14 protein-coding genes are annotated in these 25,902 nt (G+C 60.4%); 7 read left to right on the top strand and 7 right to left on the bottom strand.

All coding sequences use genetic code 11. From position 1 onward, the window contains the following. Window position 1: 1 nt before the first annotated feature. From ACVVH8_RS23850 to ACVVH8_RS23830, 5 genes are read right to left on the bottom strand one after another with little or no spacing between them, the layout of a single operon-like run. Window positions 2–1,405 (bottom strand): ATP-binding protein, encoded by a 1,404-nt coding sequence (locus ACVVH8_RS23850; RefSeq protein WP_475226681.1) that lies wholly within the window; start codon window positions 1,403–1,405, stop codon window positions 2–4. Then, complete coding sequence (locus ACVVH8_RS23845; protein ID WP_103304598.1) at window positions 1,402–3,216, bottom strand: DAHL domain-containing protein; 1,815 nt, start codon at window positions 3,214–3,216, stop codon at window positions 1,402–1,404. The genes ACVVH8_RS23850 and ACVVH8_RS23845 overlap by 4 nt, the downstream gene beginning before the upstream one ends. Beyond that, the gene (locus tag ACVVH8_RS23840) at window positions 3,213–4,166 is read right to left on the bottom strand and encodes a cytochrome-c peroxidase (protein ID WP_475226679.1); all 954 of its coding nucleotides are present in this window, start codon (window positions 4,164–4,166) and stop codon (window positions 3,213–3,215) included. Before ACVVH8_RS23840 ends, ACVVH8_RS23845 begins: the two co-directional genes overlap by 4 nt. 44 nt (window positions 4,167–4,210) lie before the next feature. After that, a complete protein-coding gene (locus ACVVH8_RS23835; protein WP_475226676.1) occupies window positions 4,211–6,082 on the bottom strand; it encodes a putative bifunctional diguanylate cyclase/phosphodiesterase in 1,872 nt (623 codons plus the stop codon). Then, window positions 6,079–8,343, bottom strand: coding sequence for a GGDEF/EAL domain-containing response regulator (locus ACVVH8_RS23830; protein ID WP_103304600.1), 2,265 nt, complete (start codon window positions 8,341–8,343; stop codon window positions 6,079–6,081). Before ACVVH8_RS23830 ends, ACVVH8_RS23835 begins: the two co-directional genes overlap by 4 nt. Window positions 8,344–8,597: 254 nt before the next feature. Here ACVVH8_RS23830 and nosR point away from each other — a divergent pair, with 254 nt between their 5' ends. The 6 genes from nosR (at window position 8,598) to ACVVH8_RS23800 (ending at window position 16,526) form a co-directional block, all read left to right on the top strand. Beyond that, window positions 8,598–9,956: a response regulator c-di-GMP phosphodiesterase, NosR family gene (nosR, locus tag ACVVH8_RS23825; protein WP_103304601.1), complete on the top strand. Its 1,359-nt coding sequence runs from the start codon at window positions 8,598–8,600 to the stop codon at window positions 9,954–9,956. Between the two features lie 69 nt (window positions 9,957–10,025). Then, window positions 10,026–10,457: an NUDIX hydrolase gene (locus tag ACVVH8_RS23820; protein ID WP_475226674.1), complete on the top strand. Its 432-nt coding sequence runs from the start codon at window positions 10,026–10,028 to the stop codon at window positions 10,455–10,457. A gap of 24 nt (window positions 10,458–10,481) precedes the next feature. Next, window positions 10,482–11,120, top strand: coding sequence for a LysE family translocator (locus ACVVH8_RS23815; RefSeq protein WP_103304603.1), 639 nt, complete (start codon window positions 10,482–10,484; stop codon window positions 11,118–11,120). Window positions 11,121–11,122: 2 nt separating this feature from the next. Further along, a complete protein-coding gene (locus ACVVH8_RS23810) occupies window positions 11,123–11,620 on the top strand; it encodes a GNAT family N-acetyltransferase (protein ID WP_475226672.1) in 498 nt (165 codons plus the stop codon). Window positions 11,621–11,798: 178 nt separating this feature from the next. After that, a complete protein-coding gene (locus ACVVH8_RS23805; protein ID WP_475226669.1) occupies window positions 11,799–15,491 on the top strand; it encodes a hypothetical protein in 3,693 nt (1,230 codons plus the stop codon). 675 nt (window positions 15,492–16,166) lie between these two features. Next, complete coding sequence (locus ACVVH8_RS23800; protein ID WP_213026473.1) at window positions 16,167–16,526, top strand: DUF6124 family protein; 360 nt, start codon at window positions 16,167–16,169, stop codon at window positions 16,524–16,526. Window positions 16,527–16,816: 290 nt separating this feature from the next. Here the strand turns inward: ACVVH8_RS23800 and metR are convergent, their stop codons facing one another. After that, window positions 16,817–17,734, bottom strand: a complete 918-nt coding sequence (metR, locus tag ACVVH8_RS23795) for a transcriptional regulator MetR (RefSeq protein ID WP_103305460.1) — start codon at window positions 17,732–17,734, stop codon at window positions 16,817–16,819. A gap of 113 nt (window positions 17,735–17,847) precedes the next feature. Between metR and metE the strand changes: the two genes are divergently transcribed. Next, window positions 17,848–20,160 (top strand): 5-methyltetrahydropteroyltriglutamate--homocysteine S-methyltransferase, encoded by a 2,313-nt coding sequence (gene metE, locus ACVVH8_RS23790; RefSeq protein ID WP_475226667.1) that lies wholly within the window; start codon window positions 17,848–17,850, stop codon window positions 20,158–20,160. Window positions 20,161–20,236: 76 nt separating this feature from the next. Here metE and ACVVH8_RS23785 read toward each other — a convergent pair whose 3' ends face one another. Beyond that, a complete protein-coding gene (locus ACVVH8_RS23785) occupies window positions 20,237–25,768 on the bottom strand; it encodes a dermonecrotic toxin domain-containing protein (protein WP_475226665.1) in 5,532 nt (1,843 codons plus the stop codon). Window positions 25,769–25,902 lie beyond the last annotated feature (134 nt).

The raw sequence follows: 25,902 nt of genomic DNA, 5'->3' as shown, positions 1-25,902 counted from the left end.
CTCACGCGCCGGGCCGGCTCTGGCGCAGCGGCAGTTCAACGCGAAAAGTCGTGCCCACGCCTGGCTCGCTGCGCACTGAAATGTCTCCACCGTGTTTTTTTACGATGCCGTAGGACAGGGACAAGCCCAGCCCTGTCCCCTGGCCGACCGGTTTGGTGGTGAAGAAAGGGTCGAAGATTTTTTGCAGAGTGTCCGCTGCGATGCCCGAGCCGGTATCGGCAACTTCAATCCATGCAGTGTCTTGCACCTGCCCGGTGCGCAAGGTGATGGTGCCGCGCTCGGCGCCCATGGCCTGAGCGGCGTTGACCACCAGATTCATGATGACCTGATTGATTTGCGACGGCAGGCACTCGATGTCCGGCAGCGCCTGATAATCCCTGATCACGTCGGCCTTGTATTTGAGTTCGCTGGCGACAATGTTAAGGGTCGACTCGATGCCTTGCTGCAGGTTGGCCCACTGCCATTGCTGATTGGTATCGACCCGCGAGAAATCCTTCAGATCCTTGACGATCTGTCCGACCCGGCCGATGCCTTCCTTGGATTCGCGGATCAGCACGGGAATGTCTTCAAGCAGAAAATCCAGTTCGATGTCTGTGCGCAATTGCTCCAGCCGTGCCACGGTCTCGTGGTCCTGGGTGGGGCCAAGCGTCTGGTAGGCGTCGAGCATGGTCAGCAGCTGCTTGAAGTAGCTGTCCAGAGTGCCGAGGTTGGAGGAAATGAAGCCGATCGGGTTGTTGATTTCATGGGCCACCCCGGCCGCCAGTTGCCCCAGTGACGCGAGTTTTTCCGACTGCACCAATTGCCCCTCCAATTGCTTGCGTTCGTCGATTTCTCTTTGCAGGGCTTCACTGGCCTGCTTGAACTGGGCGGTGCGTTGATCGACCAGATCCTCCAGATGATGCATTTGCAGCGAGGCGCGCTCCGTCATCTGCCATTTGGTCAACAGGGTATTGGCCATCTGCTGCACTTCGATGTTGTCGAACGGCTTCTTCAGGATCAGTAATCGATCATGGGCGTGCAGACGTTCCAGCAGTTCGTCCCAGGAATAATCCGAGTACGCCGTGCACACCACCACTTGCAGCAGCGGATCCTGTTGCCAAAGGTGTTCGATGGTTTTCGCGCCGTCCCAGCCATCGGGCATGCGCATATCCACAAAGGCCAGCGCGTAGGGGCGTTGTTCCTGCATGGCCTGCACCAGCTTGCCCAGACCTTCTTCGCCGCCATAAGCCGAATCCAGTTCAAACAGCGGACGCTCGGCATGAGCCTGAGTGCCGAACAGTGCGGCTTCCATCTCGTCCAGTTCCACCGACTGCGCTGCCGGTGGCGCAAGAATCTTGCGAAAGTCCTCATGGATCGACGGCATGTCGTCGATCAGCAGAATACGGCGGTTGGTCTGCTCGCTCATGCGTTCTCCGTGACGCTGATCAGAGGGATCTGCAGGGTGAACAGCGCGCCTTTGCCCGGTCCGTCGCTGTGGGCGGTGAGGTGGCCGTTCATCTCGATGGCCGCCAGGGCGCAGCTGTGCAGGCCGAAGCCGTGGCCTTCCTTGCGCGTAGTAAAACCGTGGGCAAAGATCCGCGTCATGTTCTCGGCGGCAATGCCTTCGCCATCGTCCCGAACGCTGATTTCGAGGAAGTGGTCATCAACGACCTTGACCCCCAGGGTCATGGTTCGTGGGCGATTGCTGAGGTCGGACATGGCGTATTTGGCATTGCTGATGAGGTTGATCAGAATCAGCAGCAAGCGGTGTTTGTCGCCCATCACCTGAGGCACATCGGCGTACTCCTTGACCACCGTGACGTGATGCCGGGTCAGGGCGCCGGCGTTCATGCGCAGCGCGTCTTCGAGCAGTTCGTTGATGAACAGCGGCTCGGTCATGCTGTTGGCCCCGGCATAGGATTGCTGGGTGGCGACAATGTCCTTGATGTGGTCGACGCTCTTGTTCATCTGGTTCAGCTCATCGACCATTTCCTGTTGTTCCTGGGCAATGGCGGCGACCAGTTGATTGAGGTAGCCGGGGAGCAATTTGCCCTTGGCATCCTCGCTGAGAAAATGGCCGAGGTCGTGGGGGTGTTCGTTGATCAACTGCATGGCCTTGCCCAAACCCTGGCTTTTGCTGGCACGCAGTTTTCGCGCGATCAGGTCGGAGGAAATGTTCACGCTGTTAAGCACATTGCCAACGTTGTGCAGCACATTGGTCGCGATCTCCGCCATGCCGGCCTGACGCGCGGCGTCGAGCAGTTCGCTCTGGGCGTTCTTCAGTTCGCGGGTGCGCTCCTCGACCCGTTGTTCCAGTGCATCGTTGGCGGCTTGCAAGGCGCTGTTGACCCGATTGATTTCGGCGAAACTGCGAATCAGGCGAACGGCCAGCCACATCAGCGACAACATCAGCAGCACGGAAAACAGCAGCAGATAGAAGTGGTATTTGCGGTCGATGATTTCGACCCGCTGCTGATCCTGGTCGAGCATGGTGGTGATGGTGTCCAGACGGTCGGCCACGGGAATCGCTTCGATACTTTCAAGCAGTTGATTGACCCGCGGCTGCTCCCGCGCAATCAGGCTGATGTGGTTACTCAAGATCCTGATCGGCGCCTGAAACTCCTGGGGCAGGCGTTGTGCATTCACCGCCAGTTTGTTCAGACCGACCTCGATGTCGGCGGCCTTTTCGGCGGAGGTGACCTGAGCAAACTCCAGGGCGCTGAGCAGCAGGTCGTAGGTATCGGTGGTGATGTTCTGCAGTTGCAATTTATCGAAATCGGCCAGGTTGGCCAGCTGCGCCTGGATGTCGTCTTCTGCCGTCGGCAGGAATGCCAGCGAGTTGCGCAGCAAGGCGTTGTGCGACTTGAACTGTTCGACCAGACGGGTCTTTTCCTGCATGGCTTGCAGGTAGGCCTCATGGGCGTCGTTCCATTGCGCCGAGTCGTTGCGCCCATGCCCGGACTCCAGAGAATCAAAGCGCTCCCAGAGCCGGCTCATCTCGTTCATCGGCGATACCAGCGGGTCATAGTTGTGGGAGATCGCCACTCTGGCCTTGAGCACCTCGTTTTCCCATAGCGCGTTCTGTTGTTTGATTTGCCGGATCAGGTCCCGGGAATCGGTGTACGTCATGGTCCGTTCGGAACTGGACTTGAGGTAAAGAAACAACAGGGTCGAGGCCAGGATCACCGCGAGCAGAGTGAGCAACAGCAGGCTGCCGCGACGTGAGATGTGGTTCATGGCGTGCCCTCCCATCGGCCGGTCAGGGTCTGCAGAAACTGAATGATCAGGGCCTTGTCTTCGTCGCTCGGCATACGCCCCAACTGGTATTGGAACATCACGTCCACGGCCCGCTCGAGGGTCGGCGCCGAGCCGTCGTGGAAGTAGGGCGCGGTCAGTGCGACATTGCGCAGACTCGGCACCTTGAACACGGCACGATCCGCTTCGTCAGCGGTGACATTGAAGCGTCCTTGGTCGGCCTCCGTCGGGTGGCCGCGATCAGCGATGTAATCACCGAACACCCCGAATTTCTGGAACATGTTGCCGCCGATGTTCACGCCTTGATGGCAGGCAATGCAGCCGTAATCCTTGAAACGCTGGTAGCCGTACTTTTCTTCCAGGGTCAGGATGTCGGTGTTGCCCGACAGGTATTGATCGAAGCGCGAGTCAGGGGTCAGCAAGGTGCGTTCGAAGCTGGCCAGCGCTTGCTGGATATTGGCCTTGCTCACGCCGCCCGGGTAGGCGGCGGCGAAGTCCCGGCGATAATCGGCGTCGCTGGCGATACGCTCGACAACGGTGCTCCAGTCACTGCCCATTTCATGCGGGCTGGTGATGACGACGTTGCTCTGCTGCTCCAGGGTCTCGACGCGGCCGTCCCAGAACTGGCGAAAGTTGAGGGCGGCGTTGAAAACGCTAGGCGTGTTGAACGCTACCGGTTTGCCGTCGAAGCCCAGTGAAAAGGCACGGCTGTCGGCACCGTTCTTGTCCAGTTGGTGGCAGCTGGCGCAGGACAGCGTGTTGTTGATCGATAACCGTGGCTCGTGGAATAACCGGCGACCGAGTTCGACACGCCGGGCATCCTGTTGCTCAACCTTGGGCAAAGGCTTGAGCGGTTCGTCCAGCGGCTCGGCGCGGGCGTTTGCGCAGAGCACGCAAAGCAGCAAAAGCATGGCGCGATGCAAAAGGTTCATCGACAAGGAACTCCCTGATTCGAGGCCGGTTTCACGGGAGGGCATCAAACCGTCCATGTCGCGGATCCGGCGCCGCTCAGCAAAGCCACAAATTCAGTGGCCGGCAGGGCTTTGCTGAAAAAGTAGCCCTGTCCTTCTTCGCAGTGGTTAGTCTTGAGAAAGGCCAGTTGTCCGGCCGTTTCGATGCCTTCGGCGATGACCTTCAGGCCCAGGCTTTTTCCCAGGCTGATGATGGCGCCGACGAGGGCGGCATCGTTGCTGTCATTGCTCAGGCTGCGAATGAACGATTGATCGATCTTCAGCACATCAATGGGAAAACGGCGCAGGTAGCTCAGGCTGGAGTAGCCGGTACCGAAGTCGTCGATGGCCAGGCGTATGCCCAATGCCTTCAGACGATTGAGCGCGCTCATCGTCGCCTCGACGTTTTGCATCAGTACGTTTTCGGTGATTTCCAGCTCCAGCCAATCGGCCGCCAGCCCCGACTGCGCCAGCGCCCGCTCGACACTGTCGACGAAATCCCGCTGACGAAAGTCGATCGGTGAAATGTTCACTGACATGCGGATCGGCGGCAGTCCGGCCACTTGCCAGGCCTGCGTCTGGCGACAGGCCTCGCCCAGCACCCATTGGGTCAGTGGCACGATCAGTCCGCTGTCTTCGGCCACAGGAATGAAGTCCGCCGGATACACCCAGCCGTGCCCGGGTTTCTGCCAGCGCACCAGTGCTTCGGCGCCGACCACCCGGCTGCTGCGCAGATCGATTTTCGGTTGATAGTGGAGGACGAATTCGTGCTGTTGCAGGGCCCGGCGAATGCCTGACTCGATGCCTTGTTGCTCACGGGCCCGCAGGTTCATGGCTTCGATGAAGAAACCGATGTCGTTGGGGCCGGTTTCCTTGACGTTGCGCATCGCGGTCTCGGCTTTCTTGATCAGCTCGATGGCATCCAGCCCGTCTTCGGGGTAGACGCTGATGCCCACGCTGGCCGTAACGCTGACGTCATGGCCGGCAATCGTCTGTGGCAGGCGGATGGCGGCAAGCACTTTTTCGGCGATGCCGCGGGTCTGCTGAGGGTGGCTGATGTCGCTGAGAATCACCACGAACTCGTCGGAGCCGTAGCGAAAGACCGAGTCCGATTCACGCACGCACAACAACAGTTGCTGGCCCACCCGTTTGAGCATCTCGTCACCCGCCGGATGCCCCAGCGCATTGTTGATGCGCTTGAACCGGTCAAGTCCCAGGAACATCACCACCAGTTGCTTGTCATGGCGCCGGCAGACGGCCAGCGCCTGACTCAAACGATCACCGAGCAGGGTGCTGTTGGGCAGGCCGGTGAGGCTGTCGTATTGCAGCAGGTGTGACACTTTCAGCAATTCGTGCACCCGCGCCTCGATGGTTCGTTCAAGGCCGAGCATCTTCAGGGCGGCGTCCTGGGCCAACTGCCATTTCCACGTCAGGGCGTTGGCCATCTGGCGGATTTCCAGGCTGTCGAACGGTTTCTTCAGGATCAGCAACTGATCGCCGAACTCCAGACGTTCGGCCATGGCTTCCCAGCTGTAGTCACTGTAGGCGGTGCACAAGGCGATTTGCAGGTCAGGATCGGCGCGCCACAATTGCTCGATGGTTTCCAGGCCGTCCCAGCCGGGCGGCATGCGCATGTCGATAAAGGCGAGGGCGTAAGGGCTGCCGGCAGCCAGTGCGCGCTGGACCAGGGTCAGGGCCTCCTGACCTTGATAGGCGGAGTCGAGCTGGAACGTCAAATGCGGCGACAGGGGGCTGCCAAACAGCGTTTGCTCAAGCTGATTCAGATCGACTTCGTCTTGCGCCTGCGGGGCGAGGATCTTGCGGAAGTCATCGTGAATTGCCGGCGTGTCGTCGATGATCAGGATGCGCCGGTTGGTTTGCGGGGAAGGCTTTTTCATCCCTCGTCTTCCTGTGTGGGCGCAGCCGATGCGTGTCCGTCCTTGAGTAATTGTCCTGCCTGCTCGGCGCTGACGGCTTCGCTGAAGTAGAGACCCTGCGCGCTGGGCAGCGGGGCAACGGCGGACGCTGCGTAATGCCGATTCTGCGGAGGCTGGCCTTCGGCGATGATGCCGATGTCCAGGTCCCGGGCGAAATTGACGATCGCTCGCAGAGCGTTGGCGCCGGCCACATCCTGAGTCGCGCTGTCGATAAAGCTCTGGGCGAGTTTGAGGTGATTGACCCGGTAGGTTTTCAGGTAATCGAACGATGAGTATTCGGTGCCGAAATCATCGATGGCGATGGTCACGCCCAGTTCGCGCAGGCGCGGCAGTACGTCGTTGTGCGTCCACTTGGTCTGGGCCAGCGTCGCCTCGGTGACATCAAAACGCAGGTCCCAGGGCGCCAGCTCCCAGCGTGCAGTGGTGCGCAGTACGTCGTAAATCAGCTCCGGGCCGCTCTTGAGTTGGGCCAATGAAAGCTTGATCGCGATCACCGGCGGTGCGACACCTTCGTCGCGCCATATCTGCATCTGGCGGCAGGCGCGATCCAGCACCCAGCGGCCCAGCGGAATGATCGCGCCGGTTCGCTCCGCCGCCGGCACAAAGGCGCCCGCCGTCAGCAGCCCGAGTCGCGGATGTTGCCAGACGATTTGTGCCTCCATGCCCAGAATCCTGCCGCTGTGCAAATCCATCTCCGGCGCGTAATGCAGCCGCAGCTCATCGCCCTCAAGCGCGGTCATCAATTCACTGACAATGGTCATGCGCTCGGCCACTTCCCGGGAGATCTCCTCCGAGTGGAAGTGGTACTGGTTGCGGCCCATTTCCTTGGCGCGATACAGCGCCATGTCGGCCTGCCCGAGCAGGCTGTCGGCATCGAGGCTGCTGGCGCTGTAGGTGCTGATGCCGATGCTCACGGAAATGTGCAACGCATTGCCGGCCAGGTTGTAGGGCGTCAGCAGTGCGTCGCGGATATTGGCCGCCATCGCGGCCGATTGGGTCGGGTCGCTGACGTCCAATTGCAGGATCGCGAACTCGTCACCCCCGAGGCGCGCGACGACATCGTTTTCGCGCACACCGGTCCTGATGCGCCGGGCCACCTCCTGCAACAGCAGATCGCCGACGGGATGGCCCAATGTGTCATTGATCCGCTTGAAGTGGTCCAGGTCCAGATAAAACACCGCGAAGGGCATGGCGCCTCGGCGTGCGGCGGCAAACGCCTGATGCAGACGCTCAATCAGCGTGGCGCGATTGGCCAGCCCCGTAAGGCCGTCGAGGCGGGCCAGCAATGCCAGTTTTTCCTCGGCGAGGCGACGCTCGGTGATGTCCAGAATAATGCCTTCGACTTCCAGCAGTCGGCCGTCGTGATCGCGTACCGGGATGTAGCGGTTTTCCACCCAGCGCCAGGTGCCCTGACCGGTGCGCAGACGAAATTCGATCGACGCCCCCGACGCGTGACGATCCAGCACCCGGGCCATGGCGGCATCGACGCAGGGCTGGTCGTCCGGGTGAATCAGTACCTGAGCCCAGTTCGCTGAGCCGACGAGGTCAGCCGCGACATGGCCGTAGCGGGTGATGTTGTGGGAGATATACATCAGCGCAAACGAAGGGTCGCCGCGCAGCCGGTAAAGGATGGTCGGGCTGTTCTGCACGATGATGTTGGCGTCGGACAGTTCCCGGGTGCGCGCCTGAACCGCTTGTTCGAGCCGGTTGAGCTTGAGTTCGGCGTCTTCGGTCATTTGCCATTTGACCGTCAGGGCACTGGCCATCTGGCGAATCTCGATCGCATCGAAGGGCTTTTTCAGAATCAGCAAGCGGTCGTTCAACGCCAGGCGCCGGTCGATGTCTTCCCAGGAATAGTCGGAATAGGCCGTGCACAGCGCGACCTGCAACCTGGGATCGACCTGCCACAGCCGTTCGATGGTCTCCAGGCCATCCCAGCCCGGTGGCATGCGCATGTCGATAAAGGCCATGGCATAAGGACGATTGTCGGCCAACGCGGCTTCGAGCTTGTCCAGGGCTTCGCGGCCCTGAAACGCCGAATCGATTTCGAATAGCTGAGGCTGGGCCACAGACGGTGTGCCGAACAACAGGCTTTCGGTTGCGTCCAGACCGTCGTCTTCGGGAGCGGCGGGGCTGAGAATCTTGGCAAAATCGCCATGAATGGCCGGGCTGTCATCGACAATGAGCACACGGCGATTGATCTGCGTCGATGGCAGGCTCATGCCGCAACGTCCATGGGGTCACATGCTGCTGTCATCGGGAGCATCCTTTCCCTCGTGTCAGGCCTGTTCGAAGGCTGACGGAGTCGTACAACGTGATGAGCATAGTTGTCCCGCCGGCATTTCGCCTGTGCAGCCGGGCCGAAGATTTGCGTGAGCGCTGCAAAAAATCATCTAGCCTTTGAGGCAGGCGCGGGGCAAGCGGGGTGGTAGGTCGGTGCGTCGATCAAGTTCACTGTCACGCTTGAGGGCACGCCATGGAAGAGCAATCCACCTCGACGCACAGCCGCCGCCCCAAGGTGCTGCTGGTCGATGACGAAGAGTCGATTCTGAACAGCTTGCGCCGCTTGTTGCGGGGACAGCCCTACGATGTTCTGTTGGCCACCAGTGGCGCGCAGGCGCTGGAGATGCTCCAGACGCAGGCGGTGGATCTGGTCATGAGTGACGCACGCATGCCCAATATGGACGGCGCCTCGTTGCTGGCCCTTGTCCGCGAACGCCATCCGGCCGCTGTGCGCATCATGCTCACCGGTTATGCCGACCCGTCCGCCATCATCAAGGCGATCAATGACGGGCAGATTCACCGCTACATCAGCAAACCGTGGAATGACGAGGAGTTGCTGCTGATCCTGCGCCAGTCCCTTGAGCATCAGCACTCCGAGCAGGAGCGCCAGCGTCTGGAGCAGGTGACGCGGGTGCAGAACGACCAGCTCAAGCTGCTCAACAGTACCCTTGAAAAGCATGTCGCCGCGCGTACGGCCGAACTGCAGCAGACCGCCGACATGCTTGATCTGGCCTACGAAGAGCTCAAGCACAGCTATGTCACCGGCACCGAAGTGTTCTCGTTGCTGGCCAATCTGCGTTTGCCCCCGGCCAAACAGACCAACCGGCAGATCATCGAACTGGTGCGCAGCTACTGCACTCAGCATGGTCTGGACGAGGCCACCAGCCGTGACCTGACCATGGCGGCGGCGCTGTACAACGTCGGCAAACTGAGCTGGACCGACGGCATGATGATCACGCCCTCGGACCTGCTACGGCATACCGATCGCGAGCGTTATCGCGCTTATCCCAAGCAGAGCGAATCACTGTTGATGACGCTGGACCCGATGAAGGATGCGGCACGCCTGATCCTGCATCATCAGGAGCGTTGGGACGGCAGCGGGTTTCCTGACCGGCTCAAGGGCGAAGCGATTCCGTTTGGTTCACGCTTGCTGAAACTGGCGGTGGACTTCGTTGAATTGCAACGTGGTTTGATTCTTGAGCGGCAGATGAACAGTGACGAAGCGCTGCTGTACCTGCGCCAGTACGCCGGGCGCTTGTACGATCCCGATCTGGTCGAAGATTTCATTCAGGTGTGTGCGGCCTTCCTCAGTGACGTCACCTTGGCGGACCCGACGGTCAAGGTACTGACCACTCGGGATCTGGCGGCGGGAATGATCCTGGCACGCAATCTGAATGCCGATAACGGCATGTTGCTGCTCAATGCCGGCAAGGTCCTCAGCGGTCTGCTGGTGGAAAAGCTGATTGCCTTCGAAGCCATGGAAGGCGCCAAGTACAGGATATTCGTCAAGGTGCCGGAGGAGGTCGAAGCCGCGCTCAAGGCTCAGGGGTGAGGCCGGGCAACGTGACGTCATCGGGCAAGCATGGGATCCTTGCGTTTTTTCAAGGCTGCTGGCTGACCCATGACCTCTGCATCCGTTGTCCCTCCACTGATTCGTATCGCCGCCGCCCTGCTGGTTCGTGCCGATGGCCAGACGTTGCTGGTACGCAAGCGCGGCACCACGGCGTTCATGCAACCGGGCGGCAAGATCGAGGCGCATGAGTTGCCGGTGCATGCGCTGGCCCGTGAGCTGGAGGAGGAGCTGGGATTGGCGATCGATCCTGCTCAGGCAACGTTCCTCGGGCAGTTCTCGGCACCCGCCGCCAACGAACCGGGGTTTATCGTTCAGGCCGAGATATTCCAGCTGAGCATCGACGCCGAGGTGTCTCCGGCCGCTGAAATCGAAGAAGTCATCTGGATCGACCCCACCACTGATCCTGCTGTGGTTCTGGCGCCATTGACACGCGACCTGATCCTGCCGTTCTATCGCCATTCGCTCACCGCCATCGCCTGATCATCCACGCAAAGGACGCCCACCATGATCCCGCTTCAAGACCTGCTGATCTTCGCTGCCGCCGCGTTGCTGATGGTACTGACGCCGGGGCCGAACATGATCTACCTGATCTCGCGTTCGATCTGCCAGGGACGCAAGGCCGGGGTCACGTCATTGCTCGGTGTGGTGGCCGGTTTCTTCGTGCATATGTTTGCCGCAGCCGCCGGTTTGACGGCGGTGTTCCTCGCGGTGCCGATGGCTTATGAAGTATTGAAGTGGGCCGGTGCGCTGTACCTGCTGTGGCTGGCCTGGCAAGCGGTGAAACCCGGCGCGCGCTCGCCGTTCGAAGCCCAGCAGTTGCCGCCGGATTCGTCGCGCAAACTGATCACCATGGGTTTTCTCACCAGCGCGCTGAACCCCAAAATCGCCGTGTTCTACCTCTCGGTGTTTCCGCAATTCATCAGCCCTGAACACGGCTCGGTGTTCACCCAAAGCATCATCCTCGGCCTGACCCAGATCAGCGTCAGCTTCTGCGTCAATCTGCTGATCGCGTTGTTTGCGGCGGGCATTGCTTCGTGGTTCGTGCGCAATCCGACGTGGCTGGCGCTGCAGCGTTATTTCATGGGGATGGTGCTCGGCGGTCTGGCTGTGCGTCTGATGCTTGAGCAACGCAGGACGGCCTGACCATGTGGATCGAACGGCTGGACGCCAGTCATGCGCTGGCCTATCGCGAGCTGATGCTCGAAGCGTATGACCGGCATCCGCAGGCGTTTACTTCCAGCGTGCGCGAGCGAGCGGTGATGCCGTTGAGTTGGTGGGAGGCGCGTCTGACCAGCAAACTCGATGCTGTGCTGGGCGCATTCGAAGCGGGTGTGCTGGCCGGCATCGTCGGCCTGGCATTTGAGCCGCGTGAGAAGGCCCGGCACAAGGTGACGCTGTTCGGCATGTACGTTTCGGCGGATTTTCGTCAACACGGTTTCGGTCAGGAACTGGTGCAAGCCGCACTCGCCGAAGCCGGCAAACATCCCGAGCTGAAGCTCATCCAGCTCACCGTCACCGCCGGCAATGACGCCGCGTTCAAGTTGTATCAGCGCTGCGGTTTCATCCAGTTCGGCCTGGAGCCACTGGCGGTTCGGGTCGGCGAAGACTACTTCGACAAGATCCACATGTGGCGTGAGCTCTGACCCTCCACTGTTCCATCCTGTAAGAGCTGCCGAAGGCTGCGATCTTTTGAGCTTCGCTTTTTGGTAATGACCGTTCGTCGAAAACCCGCCCGCACCTGTCAGATCTGACAGGTGCGCAATCCGCCAATCCCGCGTTCAATCACTCCGTCGCCCCCACCATCGACCGGAGCCCGCCACCATGACCACGTCCCAACATCCGCTAGCCCTCAAACCGCTGTACTTTCCCGCGCTGGTCGCCCTGAATCCTGCCGAGCATTACAGCGGTGGCATCCCCATCCGGGCGGTGGAGGACGACCTGCAAGGCATCATTCCCGCCTGGTTCAACATGAACATTGGCGACAAGGCCGAGGTGTTCTGGGGCAATGCCACGACGGCAATCTGGAGCAAGACCCTCGACTTCGATATCGAGCTCAACAAGGACCTGTCGTTCACCATTCCCAAGGCCCACGTGCTTGACGGCGAGGCCAAGCCGGTGTTCTACCGGATCACCTACAAGAACCAGACGTCGGAAGATTCCAAACCCGAACTGGTCCTGCTGGTCAAGCTCACGCGTCCCGGCGAATACGATGACATCGCTGGCGATGACGGCCACTCCGATCTGAAATTTTCCCTCGACCATGACGAGGTTGACCAAAACCTGCCGGCCAAGGGCGTGACGATGCGCATCGTGCCCTACCGCAACCTCACCCGCTACGATCGCATCCTCGCCCGCTGGGGCAGTCAGCAAGTCACTCACGTCGTCACGCCGGAACAGGCCCTGGACCCGGTCCGCCATCCAATCGACGTGGTGTTCAGTCGCGCCGTGATCGAGACGGCGGGTGATGGCCCGGAAGTGGCGGTGGCTTATCAGGTCGTCGATCGCTGCGGCAACTACCCCGACGAGCGCGCGCCGTGGTCGGCCATTCGCAAAGTGCTGGTGGATCTGGGCGGCAATCGACTGGACGTTCCATTGGTGCTGGTCAAAGGCCAGCCGGCCAACAGCATCAATCTCGATCAGCTCGGCGATGACGATGTGGAGGTCCTCGTCAACACGCCGGCAGCTGATTTCAAGGTCGGTGACAAGGTGTTCCTGACCTGGACAGGCACCCCGGCGCAAGGCTCGCAGATCATCGTCGGGCCACTTGAATTGCCGGTCGCGGTCGTATCGTTTCCTCTGAAATTTCCCATTCCCAATGCATCGGTCAGGGCCATCGCCAAGGGCAGCGCCTCGGTCGGCTATGTCTGTAAGCGCAGCGGTGCAGCCGACCGCCCTTCGAAGAACGCCAGCGTCCCGGTGATTGGTGACATCAGCCAACTGCGTGAACCAACCGTGGACGAGGCCCCGGGTGGGACTTTGCCGCCGGAGACACCTTGGGCGACGGTGAACATTCCCTGGTATCCCGGCCGCAACAGCAGCGACCTGATCAATCTGATCTGGCAGGCCCAGGCGCCGGGTGGTAGTACCGTCTATTACGAAGATCCGCGTCCGGTCGGCGACATCGCGGAAAACCAGCCCGTCCAACGCAACGTGAGCAATGCCGAAATCCGGCGCTTCAACGGCCTGAACGTCAAGGTCTTTTACACCGTCACCAACAGCGAAACGGCGCTGCTGAGCGTGCGCGAATCGCTGGTATTTCCGATGCAGGTCGGCGTGGCCTTGCCGACGTTTGACCGACCGGAAGTCGAGGGCGCAGACAATGACGTGCTCGATCCGGACAAAGTGCCGCCGCTCGGCGCCACGCTGGTGGTGCCGTATTTGGGCACCCGCGACAAGGACCGCGTGACCTGGCGCTGGCGCGGTTCGGCCAGCGGCGGCAGCACCAGCGGCCATATCGACCTGATCCCCGCCACCGCCGGCAAACCTGTGCGCATCACCGTAAACAAGCAATACGTGACGGCCAACCTCAACGGCACGGTGGTCGCTGATTACAGCATTCAGCGGGCGGGGGCGACGGTAGGGAACTCGCATGAATTGACGTTGCGTATTGGCGCGGCGCTGGATCTGGACGCGCCGAAGATCAAGGAGGCCAATGGCAGCACCAGTCTCAATCCGTTAGCGGCCAAGGACAGCCTGACTGCCATCGTCGACTACACCGGTATGGCCATCGGTGATGACATCATCGTCACCTGGACCGGCACGCCACCGAACGGCTCGGACACCTCCGCGAAAAAAACCGTGACCACGCTGGGGCCACAATCGATCGAGCTGAAAAAATCGGTTGTAGCCTTCAACCTGGGCAAAGCGGTGACGGTGAGTTACACCGTGACGCGTGGTGCTGCGCCGGTGCCTTCGAAGGTTTTGCCGCTGACGGTGCTGACGATCCCGCATGAACATGCCCAACTGCCCAAGGCAACCATCGATGGCGCGTCCAACGATGATCTCGATGTGATCACCCTGGCCAACAATGCGTCCACCCGCGTGGCTGCCTGGCCTTTGATTGCTGCGAATCAGAAAATCTGGCTGCGCTACAGCGGCACCAAAGCCGATGGATCGGAGTACAAAAAGACGACTTATGAGGGGGAAACACTACGCGGTGATGGCGTGATTGTAGGGCCTTACCCGGCGACACCGGTGGCCGAGTTGCGCGGTCTCAAGGACAACTCGACACTGAAAATCGAGTTCAAGGTCACTTTCGACGGCAGCCCCGATGAAGCCAAAGCCGTGACCTTCCCGTCGCGCATTTACAAAGTCAAAGCCGTGCAGGATGTGAAACCGGTGATCAGCACGGTGCAAGACTCCAAGGGTGAAGACATTCCGCATAACGGCGGCACGGTCGATCCGAAGATCAAACTGACCGGCACTGCAGCACCGCTTCAGGAAGTCGAGGTGTTCGAGGGCGCTGCCACTAAAGGTAAACACCCGGTCAATGCCGGTGGCATCTGGACCTGCGAAATCACACTGGCCGGCATTGCCACTCGCACGTTCACCGCCAAAGCGCAGTACGGTACGGGGCAGGTATCGCTCGGCAGAATCCTCACCCTTTCGAATGCCATCAAGCCAAGCATCACCTCGGTGAAAGACTCGACAGGCATTGAAATTCCCTCTAACGGCAAGACGTACGATACCTCACTCAAATTGACCGGCGGCGGTACACCGCGTCTGAAAGTCGAGATCTTTGACGGGCCGACGTCCAAAGGTATAGCGGAGGTGCGTGCCGATAACGGCCGTTGGGAACTTGAGGTGAAAGAACTGAACGCCGCGCTGCACAGTTTCACCGCCAAGGCGCTGTACGCTCCGGGGGAGACATCTGCCGCAAGGACATTAACCGTAATGACGCGTCCTGAACTTATCGTGGATCCGTCCCTGCTCAGAATCAGCGGGCACAACGTATCAATCGAAGGCTCGGGACTGCCATGGGTCCTGACTGGCGTCGATCCTATCGGAACCGCGTTCGATCGTAGTGCCAAAGGCGGGGTTCCTCCTTATATTTATGAATCCCTCGACGAGCGCATTGCTTCGGTTGATCGCCTTCTCGGTATCGTCAGAAGTCAAGGCAACGGAAGCACCACTATCAGAGTTCGAGACCAGGCGAATCAAATTAAGGAGTTCCCCGTCACCGTTTCCAATGTGGCCCATTACGTATCTTCCAATAATCAGAAATTCAATCATGAGGAATACCTCGTATGGGCGCAAAGCGTTGGTGCGGAACCAATCCCAGTTCACGAACGCTCTCATCACATGAAAGTCATGAATACAAAATTCACCGCTACCGCGCATTACCCAGAAGCCGTCTGGTGGCATGGGCCTAGTCAGACGTTTCAGGATAGAGAGCAGGCATTCTGCACAGGCTATCTTCCTTTTACAAAAGATTGGAGTCTCCAATTCAGTCGGTTGAACGACCAGAAACACGGTGTGGCCATGTACGTTCCCGATCAAAAAAAAACTACCTGATCGCATTAATAGGACAACTTTGATTTGTCCCATCCACTGCCCTTCCTAGGGCAGTGGATGAAGTTGTACCTGAAACAGTCGCTCTTTTTATGATTAGTAACCAGCATGAGTCCTATTGAGATGGGCTAACGCTTTCGATGGAGAGTCTGGTCAGTTCGATATAACGTCGGCGAAGGGCCGTGATGTCGCTGCATGATGGCTGTGTTGGCCCAGTATGTTCAGGCTCGGATCTGACGGAGAGAAAATCAAAGATCGCCGCCTTCGGCAGTTCCTACATGGATCGATGTAGACGCTGCCGAACGTTGCGATTTTTGTTTTTAAACACCTTCGTTTAAGTGACACGGCAAGACACGTAATCAGGCTACACGACCTTGCGTAATTGCCTACAGCTACGCCAGAATCCGCCGGCTTGTGCGCTTTGGGGTCGGGTTCTATTGTGGTCCGGTCGCTGACGAATCAGCGATCGGGTTTAGCGACTCGGACCAACTCAGTGCATCAGCGTTCGTGGCTTCGTTGTGGGACTCTTCGCCCGCAATTACGTTATGGCGGCTGTATGCGGGAGACCTTTGGGTCTACCGGGGTGCCTGAGACCGGTTCGCTAACCTGCGTACAGCTGCCACCTTCACCTGTTTAGCGACAGGGAAAGAGTGGCTCCATAAACTCAGGAGCTTCACCATGATCAAACCAACACCCAACCCGCCCGAAACCGATCTCACCTCCCCCTACGAATCCCTCGATTCGAAAAAGCTCAACGACGCCGCCGACCGCGCCCTCGATCACTATCTCTGCCCGCCCGGGTCCACACCACCGCCCCGCAGAACCCGCAGGATGTACGCCGTTACTGCGGACTTCAAAAACGAGGAGATGCTGGCCGATGCCTTCGAGACCCTTGCTTCGGCAAGAACCATCGCCAGTGACTTCGCTCACCTCTTGCCAGCGTCGCAGCGCAGAACGTTGTTGGGGATTGCGCAGCTGATCATGCTCGGAGAGCTTGCGGTGAATCGGGTGCTGGATAATTTGCAGGTGCCGGACTGACACCTGCCTCCTGTGGCGAGGGGATTCAGCGAACCGTCGCACCGCCCCGATCGGCTGCGCAGCAGTCGTAAATCCTGAGTACGCGGTAATTCTGAACATTCGCGGCGACTGGTTTGGGGCTGCTGCGCAGCCCATCGGGGCGGTGCGAGGGTTCGCTAAACCCTCTCATCACAATGACTATGTGGAGCGAGCCTGCTCGCGATAGCGATCTTTCAGTCTGCATCCAGGTGACTGACACACCGCTATCGCGAGCAGGCTCGCTCCTACAGGGGAGGGTGGCGTTGTTTCGATCAGCGTACGGCGCTGACGCCATCCAGGGTCGAGAACGAGGTGTCCTTGGCCGTCAGCAAAAAATCGCGCATGTACGGCGCATCGAGCATGTCCGCGCGGATCGCTGCGTACAGCGTGGCGAACAGACCTTTCTCGCCCAGCCGCTTGCCCTTCACGTAACCACGCGAGCTGTATTCATGCAGCGCCCAGTGCGGCATGCCGCAGACGCCACGGCCGCTGGCGACCAGTTGCATCATCATCACTGTCAGTTCCGAGGTGCGCACCTGAGCGGGTTCGATGTCGGCCGGTTCGAGAAAGCGCGTGAAGATGTCCAGACGATCGCGTTCCACCGGGTAGGTGATCAGCGTTTCCGTCAGCAAATCCTCAGGGACGATGTACGGTTTGCTGGCCAACGCGTGCTGATTGGCCACCGCGAGCATGGCTTCGTAAGTGAACAACGGCACGTAGGTAATGCCGGAGATGTCCAGCGGGTCGGAGGTCACTACCAAGTCCAGGTCGCCCCGGGCCAGCGCCGGCAGCGGGGCGAAGGAGAAGCCCGAAGCGAGGTCGAGTTCGACTTCCGGCCACGCATCGCGGAACTGGTCGATGGTCGGCATCAGCCACTGGAAGCAGCTGTGGCATTCGATCGCCATGTGCAAACGTCCGGCGGTGCCGCCGGCCAGGCGACCGATATCACGCTCGGCGGCGCGCAGCAGCGGCAGAGTGGCGTCGGCCAGTTGCAGCAGGCGCAGGCCGGCGCTGGTGAAGCGCACCGGTTTGGTCTTGCGCACGAACAACGGCATGCCCATGCGCTCTTCGAGTTCCTTGAACTGGTGGGACAGCGCCGATTGGGTCAGGTGCAAACGGTCGGCGGCATCGACCAGGCTGTCGGCTTCGCGCAGTGCGTGCAGGGTTTTCAGGTGACGGATTTCAAGCACCGGCTGGCTCCATGAAGAAAACTTGTGATCAACACGAAAAGGTTGAGTTTGTCTCATGTTGGTCGGGCTGTCGACAATGGCGCCATCTTTTACGCAAATGGAGCACCTTCGACATGGCCGTGGCCCACACCCTTGGTTTTCCGCGCATCGGCGCCGACCGCGAACTGAAAAAAGCCCTCGAAGCCTACTGGAAAGGCGATCTCGATCAGGCCGCGCTGAACCAGGTCGGCCGTGATCTGCGCGCCGCTCACTGGCAGTTGCAGAAAGATGCCGGCATCGACCTGCTGCCGGTCGGCGACTTCGCCTGGTATGACCAGGTGCTGACTCATTCGCTGACCTTCGGCGTGATCCCCGAGCGTTTCGACAATGTGCGCGATGAACACGGCCAGCCGAGCCTCGACACCCTGTTCGCCATGGCTCGCGGCGCGACGGCAGGCTGCTGCGGCGGCGAGCACGGCAAGACTCAGTACGCCCAAGAGCTGACCAAGTGGTTCGACACCAACTACCACTACCTCGTCCCGGAATTCACCGCTGACCAACCGTTCAAGCTGAGCTGGGAACAGCTGTTCGACGAAGTCGAAGAGGCCCGGGCACTGGGGCACAACGTCAAACCGGTGATCATCGGCCCGCTGACTTACCTGTGGCTGGGCAAGGCCAAAGGCAACGAATTCGACAAACTCGATCTGCTTGAACGCCTGCTGCCGGTGTACAACGAAATCCTCGGCCGCCTCGCTGCCCAGGGTGTGGAATGGGTGCAGATCGATGAGCCGATCCTCACCCTCGACTTGCCGCAAGCGTGGAAAAGCGCCTTCGAACGCGCTTATCACATCCTCCAGTATTCGCCGCTGAAGAAACTCGTGGCGACCTACTTCAGTGGTCTGCAAGACAACCTCGGTCTGGCCGTGGGCCTGCCGGTACAAGGCTTGCACATCGATGCGGTGCGGGCGCCGGAGCAGCTCGGTCAGGTGCTTGATCGCCTGCCGACCTACAAGATTCTCTCGGTGGGCCTGGTCAACGGGCGCAACGTCTGGCGCTGCGAACTGGAGCAGGCGCTGGCGCAACTGCAACCGGCGCAGGAGCGTTTTGGCGACAACCTGTGGGTCAGCAGTTCCTGCTCGTTGCTGCACAGCCCGGTGGATGTCGAGCGTGAAGACAAGCTCGATCCGGAACTCAAGAGCTGGCTGGCGTTTGCTGTACAGAAGTGCAGCGAAATCTCGGTGCTGCGCGATGCCTTGAACGATCCACAAGCGCCCAAAGTGCAAAACGCACTGGCTCAGAGCCGGGCGATTCAGGCCAGCCGCGCGCAGTCGTCGCGCATTCATAAACCCGAGGTTCAGGCGCGGATCAGCGCGATCAATGCTGAGGACAGTCAGCGTCATTCGCCGTTTGCCAAACGCATCGCCCGGCAACAGGCGCGCCTGCAATTGCCGACGTTCCCGACCACCACGATTGGCTCGTTCCCGCAGACCGGTGCAATCCGTCTGGCGCGTCAGGCGTTCAAGCAGGGCAAGCTGTCGGCCAACGATTATCACGACGCCATGCGCAGTGAAATCCGCCACGCCGTGCAGGTGCAGGAACGCCTCGGACTGGACGTGCTGGTGCACGGTGAAGCCGAGCGCAATGATATGGTCGAGTACTTCGCCGAGCAGCTCGACGGCTACCTGTTCACGCGTTTTGGCTGGGTGCAGAGCTACGGTTCGCGCTGTGTGAAACCGGCGGTGATTTATGGCGACCTCAGTCGTCCGCACGCCATGACCGTTGACTGGATCACCTACGCGCAGAGCCTGACCGACAAGGTCATGAAAGGCATGCTCACCGGTCCCGTGACCATGCTGATGTGGTCGTTCCCTCGCGAAGACGTGTCGCGCAAAGTCCAGGCGCAGCAATTGGCGCTGGCCCTGCGTGATGAAGTGGTGGATCTGGAACGCGCCGGGATCAAGATCGTGCAGATTGACGAAGCCGCTTTCCGCGAAGGCCTGCCGCTGCGCCGGGCGCAATGGCAGGAGTATCTGGATTGGGCGGTGGAAGCGTTCCGTCTGACGGCCTCCGGCGTCAACGATGAAACGCAGATCCACACCCACATGTGCTACAGCGAATTCAACGACGTGATCAAGGCAATTGCCGCCATGGACGCCGACGTCATCACCATCGAAACCTCGCGCTCGGACATGGAATTGCTGGAAGCCTTTGAAGCGTTCGACTACCCGAACGACATCGGCCCGGGCGTCTACGACATTCACTCGCCACGGGTGCCGGACACGGCGGAAATGGTCAAGTTGATGAGCAAGGCAGTGAAGCGGATTCCCGCCGAGCGCCTGTGGGTCAACCCCGATTGCGGCTTGAAGACGCGTGCGTGGCCGGAGACGGAAGCGGCGCTGGTGAACATGGTGGCGGCGGCGCGGCAGTTGCGCAGCCAACTGGCGTAAACCTCTGGCCTGTCCGTTGATGCAGAACACCCGCTGAGCCAAAAAGCCAGCGGGTGTTTTGTTTTAAGGGCGGCGATCAAAGCGCTTCGAAATGCGTCAACACCGCCGACTGTTTACCAATATCGGCATATGGCAGGCTGGCGTTATCGGCATGAGTCAAGAAGCGGTGTTCAGGCAGTTTCAGGTGGGCCTTTTCGAATGTGCGCATCACCGGCGTTGCGCTGGCGTAATGAAAGTGGGCATACCACAGTAGCTCATTGGGGATCAGGGTCTGATCCCAGATCTCATACTCCTGCAGGTAGTCTTTGCGCGCTTTTGGTTTGCTGAGGTTTTTCAGCAGGCTGGGTTTGCGGATCTCCACGGCGTCCTGTTCGATCAGGTCCAGCAGCATGCCGTCAGTGGGCCTTTTACTGGTCAGTGACTGGCGGGTACGCAGGTTGCGACCGGTGGCGATCAGCTCGTTGGCCTTGTTGCGTAGTTGGGGAATGACCGGATCCTGCGGCGCGACGTTCGCGATCCGGTCGGCGCGGTGTCTCAGCTCTGCGGCTTCACTGACCATCATGTGTTCAAGGTCGACCGGCAGCATGTCCTGGTCGGCGTAGGACTCGACCCGGGCCCGATAACTCGCCTGAAAGTCCAGGCGTTTGCGCGCTTCGTTTACCAGTGTCGACAGGCTCAGTTGAGGCGGCGCCGGTGGCGCAGACTCTGTCAGTCGATACTTGCCGCTTGCGGTCTGTTCCCAGACTTCGCCGCTGTTCATTTCGAACTGAAGCTTCTTGTTTTTCTTGTCCCATCGCTCTACGCCGATCAGCCATTGATCGTCTTCGGTGGGAAAGACTTTGCGATTGATACTGCCTTGCGGTGGCGTGGCATGCACCGGGGTGCCAATGTTTTTGCGCGCCTGTTCGCCGAGCTTTTCTATCCCGGAGATCAGCGGCTCTATCAGTTCTTCATGGAAATACTGCGGGTAGCTGGCGGTCCAGACTTTCATTTCACGGATAAATTGCGCGTACGTATCGACGCAGTCTTGAAGAATGGCATCGCGCTGTACGCGGGTGACGTTGGCGCTGAGCAGATCGTGATGGGTATTGAGCGCACGGGCGACCTTTTCCCGTAATCGGCGCGCCTGCCCCAGCAGATAAATCCATGAAGCGTCGCCGACGCTACCGGCACGCTGTACCGCCTCAAGGCGTTGATAGGTCTTCTGAAAGCTCAGTAGAAACGGACTGTGTTTGGCGTTCAGGTCATCGACAAGGCTGGCCACCAGTTTCTTGTCCGCCGCAACGCGAACGCGTTCATACCAATGGTTGACGTCAACCCTGAGGTCTTCCATCCGGTCCAGTTTGCGCAGGTATTCCAGCCGCAGTTGGCGGCGCTCTTCCATCAGTGTCAGGCGTTGCGCGAGAGCATCGTGCGGCAGTTCATCCAGTTGCCTGTTCAGTTGCAGGATCCGTTTTGTCAGTGGCACGGTACTGTGCGAGTTGTGAATGGCGCGGCGTGTGTATCGGTCAGCCAGCAGTGCGGCGTTTTTGCTTTGCATCTCGATCAAGGCGCGACGTTTGTTGCCGTGGGTCAGCGGTTCCAGTTCGAGCAATGCCTGATAACGTCGGGTAGCCAGTTCAATATCACCGATGGCGGCAGCTTCGGCGGCAGGCAGAAGGGGTTGGCGTGCCGCATCCGTCTTCGCGGCGCCATAACGGTTGATGGTCACGTCGCTGTTTCCGCCGCGTCTTTCCAGTTGCACGGCAAGGTCGTCGGCGAGCTCGGTCAGGTAGTGATGACGACGAAAGGTCCGGTCCGCCCACCAGCGCGGCAGGCGTTGACGAATTGCCTGCGGCCAGATCGGATCAAGCGCATCAGCCAGATGCCCAGCCACATTTCCGCCACCCAGACCACCGCCCTCGAACGTACTGCCGTAGACGCCGAACCAGGTGTCCCATTCGCCGTTTTCATTGAGTGCGACCGGTTGTTTGTAGGTGGCCTTGCGCGTGCCGCGCAAGCGCCAGTTGCGTGAATCGTTGCTGCGCTGCACCTCGAAGATCCGCCCCTGACGCAGAATGAAATCGCCGTCGGCATGCCGGTAAATGCCGCGATACACGCCATCCCGGCCCGGTTGCAGGCCGGCCAGGGAAATCGGTTTTTCATATTCGTAACCGGAGAACCGTACCGCGAGATGTCGAGCCTGACGCCGGGATGTGTTCTTTAGCGCTGCCGTGGTTCTGAGTAAAACGCGCATCTGGCGTGCGCGAGTTACTGAGCGGGCCGCACGCGACAAGGCCGAAGACGCCAGTTCACCGGGCAGCAGATCCATCGCCGCGTCGATCAATGACAGCAGGACCGATTCCAGTTCGGCCAGACCGTCACCGACCTCGCCACGCAGAAACGCGGCCACCGCCTGGTTGGCGGCCGTCCAGGCATCGTAAACGGCGATGGCGCTGCCGATGAAGGGCAGCAGGCCGATGGCCATTTTCAGGTAGTTGAACGCGCGCGGTCCCTTGAGCGCGTGGCGTTCCATGTACAGCGCATCGTTGGAGCGCGAGGTGCCGCGATGGGCTTCGATCAGCCGCCCCATGTGCGCATCCAGCAAGTGCGCGGCGAACGAGGTAGTGGCCGGCCAGCGCTCGCCGACGCCAATGATCGCGTCGAAATGCTTGAGCACGGCCTGGTTGAGCCGGCTCACGTGCGCCCGGACGTTACCCTGCAAGGCCCGGCCGGCCAGATAGCGGATCCAGGTGTCCTGTGTGCACATTCTGTACAACGCCATGCGCGCTGCTTCGAGGTTGTCGTAACGACGCAGAAAGTGGTCGTCGGGACTGTCGGGCAGGTACAGCAGAGTGATGCCGCTGACCTGCTCCTCGATGAAGGTCACACCGGACAAGGTGACCGCACCTTCATTGGGCGTGTCCGCGCCGCCGGCGCTGAGATAGGCCGGAAGAATGACCACGCGTTTGCGCTCGGATCGCCAGGCTTGCGCGGTGTTGGCGTCAGCAGCAATGGTGAGGATCTGCAATTCCTCCAGACTGATATGGTGTTGCAAACGGGCGAATTCACCTTGCAGTTTGAGCATCGCGCGCCAGGGTTCGATCAGGCATTCGCGGCGATGCTCCCTGACGAAAGCCGATTCGTCGGACGCGCCGGTGAACGCTTCGCGAATGCGTTTTTCGTAGGCCTGGGGCAGATCCAGTTCCGGCAGCACGCGTTTCAGCCAGGTCAGGGTGAGACCTTTTTTCAAGGTTTCAGCCTCGACCGCATCGCTTGCATTGACCTCCACCCGCATGTACGTCAGGCGCAATGAAAGCGGTTCGAGCTGCATCGATGGCGTGTTGTCGATGTTCAGTTGGGCCAGTTCCACCAGCGACATTTTGCTGCGGGTGGCACTGGGCTCCAGCACCAACTCATAGCCCGAGTGGCCGGGAGCGGGTTTGTAGCGTTTGACCATTTTTACCGAGTCGGGCAAGTCGAGGGTGATCTCGAAACTGCCCTTGAGTGCGAAGTCCTTGCGCAGTCGCTCATGCAGATGTGTGCGGGTGAAGTCGTCCCGTGGTTCCAGAGCGAGGGTCAGTTGCTTATGGCTGCGTTGCATCGCGAGCAGGAACGTCTCGGTCAGTTGCTTGAGCGCACTGCGCTCAGTCTTGCCGAGCCGGGCGAGCCAGTCCGGTAGCGTGTCGGCGAGCGTGCCGCTGTTTGCCTGCTCCAGCACCTGAGTGAACGCCAGGCTGCGAGCGGCGTTGACCGGCACCTGTAACGTGCCGAGGCTGCGCTGGCGCAGGTCGGCGAGTTGTTCGTCGTACTCGGCTTTTTTACTCGTGTCGGCAAGGCGCGAGCGCAGGAGGCCGGCCTGTTCGTCGAAGTCACTGGTCAGTTGGTTGAGGCCATGCTGCAGCGGATCACCGCTGATTTTTTTCAACTGCAAGGCAAGTGCCGTGTCTACCTCGGCGATCTTGAATACCTGCTGTTCCAGCGCCCGCCGATTGGCGAAACGTTGCAAACCACCGCCGGTGCCCGGCCAGTACAGCAACACGCTGTGCGCAGACGCCCGATCGAGCAATGCCTGCGGGTGGGTCATGACAAACGGGCCGTTGAGTTCAGCGGGGGCCGAGCTCTCGGCATTCGGCTCATGGGTAGACAGGATCAGGCTGGCCGCGACATGCTCGGCGCCGGGGTTTTGTGGCGTGTCGAGCAGGGCCTTGATCCGGTCTCGTTCGTCCTGGTTCAGTTCGGCCAGCAAGCCTTGTAATTCGGCTTCGGCGTGCAGACCGCTCTTGTGCGCCTGGTGCAGGGCGGTGAACTCACGGTTGAACGTCGTCAGATCGAGGACGCGCGCACGGCCGAGCAAGGCAGTCGCAGCCTTGTCAGCGGCTTGCTCGGCCGCTTCCAGTGTCTCGTGTGCCTGCTTGAAAGGTTGCAGGGCGGTGTTGGCATCGGCGCTGTCGAGCAGCGTTTCGAGCGCGTCGCGGTGCCGGTTGAGCGCTGCCTGGCGCAGGGGCCAGGGAATGTCGGCGTAGAGGCTGCCGAACAGAGCCTGCTGCTCAGGCTCGATCACTACGTTGTCGAGCGTTGGCGGCGAGGCAAACACCGCGCCGGTCTTGCGTTGATGATCGGTCTGATCGACGTTGTCGAGGGCCAGGCTGGCCTGTTCGTACAGGTCCGCTTTGCCGACGCTGCCATTGCGCAGCGCATCGAGCTGGGCTTTGTACTGGTGAGCCAGCAGATCGGTCATGCCTGCCGTCAATGGCAGGTGTCTGCCGGTGTATTCAAATTTCAGGTCGGTGTGCGGCAGACCGGCGGGTACCAACGGTTGCGTCGATAGCCAGGTCTCAAGGTCCTGACGTTGGGCAAACACCTGGAATGCTTCGGGTCGCAACGGCAAGTACAACCACTGGGTGACCGGCGCCTCGGTCCCGAAACTGATGACCCAGGCAGCGGGCAATTTGACCTTGCTGCCATTGCTCAGCACCAGTGACAGTTGCTCGGTGGTGATGGCGGGAGTGGCGGCGCTGGCCTCCTGTAGCGTGGCGAGCGCCAGCAATTGTTCGGCGCTCAGGCTGCGCCGGGCGAAGGCGAGCTGCGCGGCCGCGTCCAGATGTTCGCGGTACAACTGGCTGGCGCGCTCGCGGCGCGATACCGGGCTGCCCGGCGCGCGGGCATCCCAATAGGTGTTCCAGCGCGCCTCTAGGGCCTGTTCGAGGGGGAGTGCCTTGAGCTTCGCGAGCAATTGCAGCGGCGTGATGCCGAACAAACTGTGAGCGGTAGAAACGCCGGTGACCTGACAGGACGCATCGGCGGCAATTGTTGCCGATGGCTGCTGCAAGACAAAGGCACACACCTGCACCAGCGGGATGAACCGTTGCGGACGCGGATCCTGCGCGTCAAAGAGCAGGCCGACGCCGGTTTGTTCCAGATTCAGGTGCTGCTTGAGCACCTGTAACAGCGTGTCCCGCGCGGCAGGCACTTGGGCAAACAACTGGTGCAACGCCTCGCAGCTTTCTCGCCAGCGCTGGGCGGCATCCAGCAGCAGACCCTCGTCGTGGTGGGCCGGCAAGCGCCCTGCGGTCGACTGGGCGGGCGGCTCAAGGGTGGGGGTGTTCAACAATAATCGATCGGGCATGGTTAACGGCTCGCGGTGGGGAGCGGCGGAGGCGCTCCGGTCCTGAGCCATTCAAGGGCGAAAGTGGTCGGCCATGGCGGTAGATAGTTATCGCCGTGATGGTGACCGCTCGGCACTCTTCATCAAACTGTCAT

This window comes from Pseudomonas trutticola BRTCR10 (assembly GCF_056155105.1).
The sequence above is the reverse complement of the archived record's forward strand: the minus strand, read 5'-3'. Positions and strand labels throughout refer to the sequence as shown.

Excerpts from the sequence above, each read along its gene's own strand:
- ACVVH8_RS23850 (WP_475226681.1), bottom strand. The coding sequence starts at position 1,405 with ATGAGCGAGCAGACCAACCGCCGTATTCTGCTGATCGACGACATGCCG.
- ACVVH8_RS23845 (WP_103304598.1), bottom strand. The coding sequence starts at position 3,216 with ATGAACCACATCTCACGTCGCGGCAGCCTGCTGTTGCTCACTCTGCTC.
- ACVVH8_RS23840 (WP_475226679.1), bottom strand. The coding sequence starts at position 4,166 with ATGAACCTTTTGCATCGCGCCATGCTTTTGCTGCTTTGCGTGCTCTGC.
- ACVVH8_RS23835 (WP_475226676.1), bottom strand. The coding sequence starts at position 6,082 with ATGAAAAAGCCTTCCCCGCAAACCAACCGGCGCATCCTGATCATCGAC.
- ACVVH8_RS23830 (WP_103304600.1), bottom strand. The coding sequence starts at position 8,343 with ATGAGCCTGCCATCGACGCAGATCAATCGCCGTGTGCTCATTGTCGAT.
- nosR (WP_103304601.1), top strand. The coding sequence starts at position 8,598 with ATGGAAGAGCAATCCACCTCGACGCACAGCCGCCGCCCCAAGGTGCTG.
- ACVVH8_RS23820 (WP_475226674.1), top strand. The coding sequence starts at position 10,026 with ATGACCTCTGCATCCGTTGTCCCTCCACTGATTCGTATCGCCGCCGCC.
- ACVVH8_RS23815 (WP_103304603.1), top strand. The coding sequence starts at position 10,482 with ATGATCCCGCTTCAAGACCTGCTGATCTTCGCTGCCGCCGCGTTGCTG.
- ACVVH8_RS23810 (WP_475226672.1), top strand. The coding sequence starts at position 11,123 with ATGTGGATCGAACGGCTGGACGCCAGTCATGCGCTGGCCTATCGCGAG.
- ACVVH8_RS23805 (WP_475226669.1), top strand. The coding sequence starts at position 11,799 with ATGACCACGTCCCAACATCCGCTAGCCCTCAAACCGCTGTACTTTCCC.
- ACVVH8_RS23800 (WP_213026473.1), top strand. The coding sequence starts at position 16,167 with ATGATCAAACCAACACCCAACCCGCCCGAAACCGATCTCACCTCCCCC.
- metE (WP_475226667.1), top strand. The coding sequence starts at position 17,848 with ATGGCCGTGGCCCACACCCTTGGTTTTCCGCGCATCGGCGCCGACCGC.
- ACVVH8_RS23785 (WP_475226665.1), bottom strand. The coding sequence starts at position 25,768 with ATGCCCGATCGATTATTGTTGAACACCCCCACCCTTGAGCCGCCCGCC.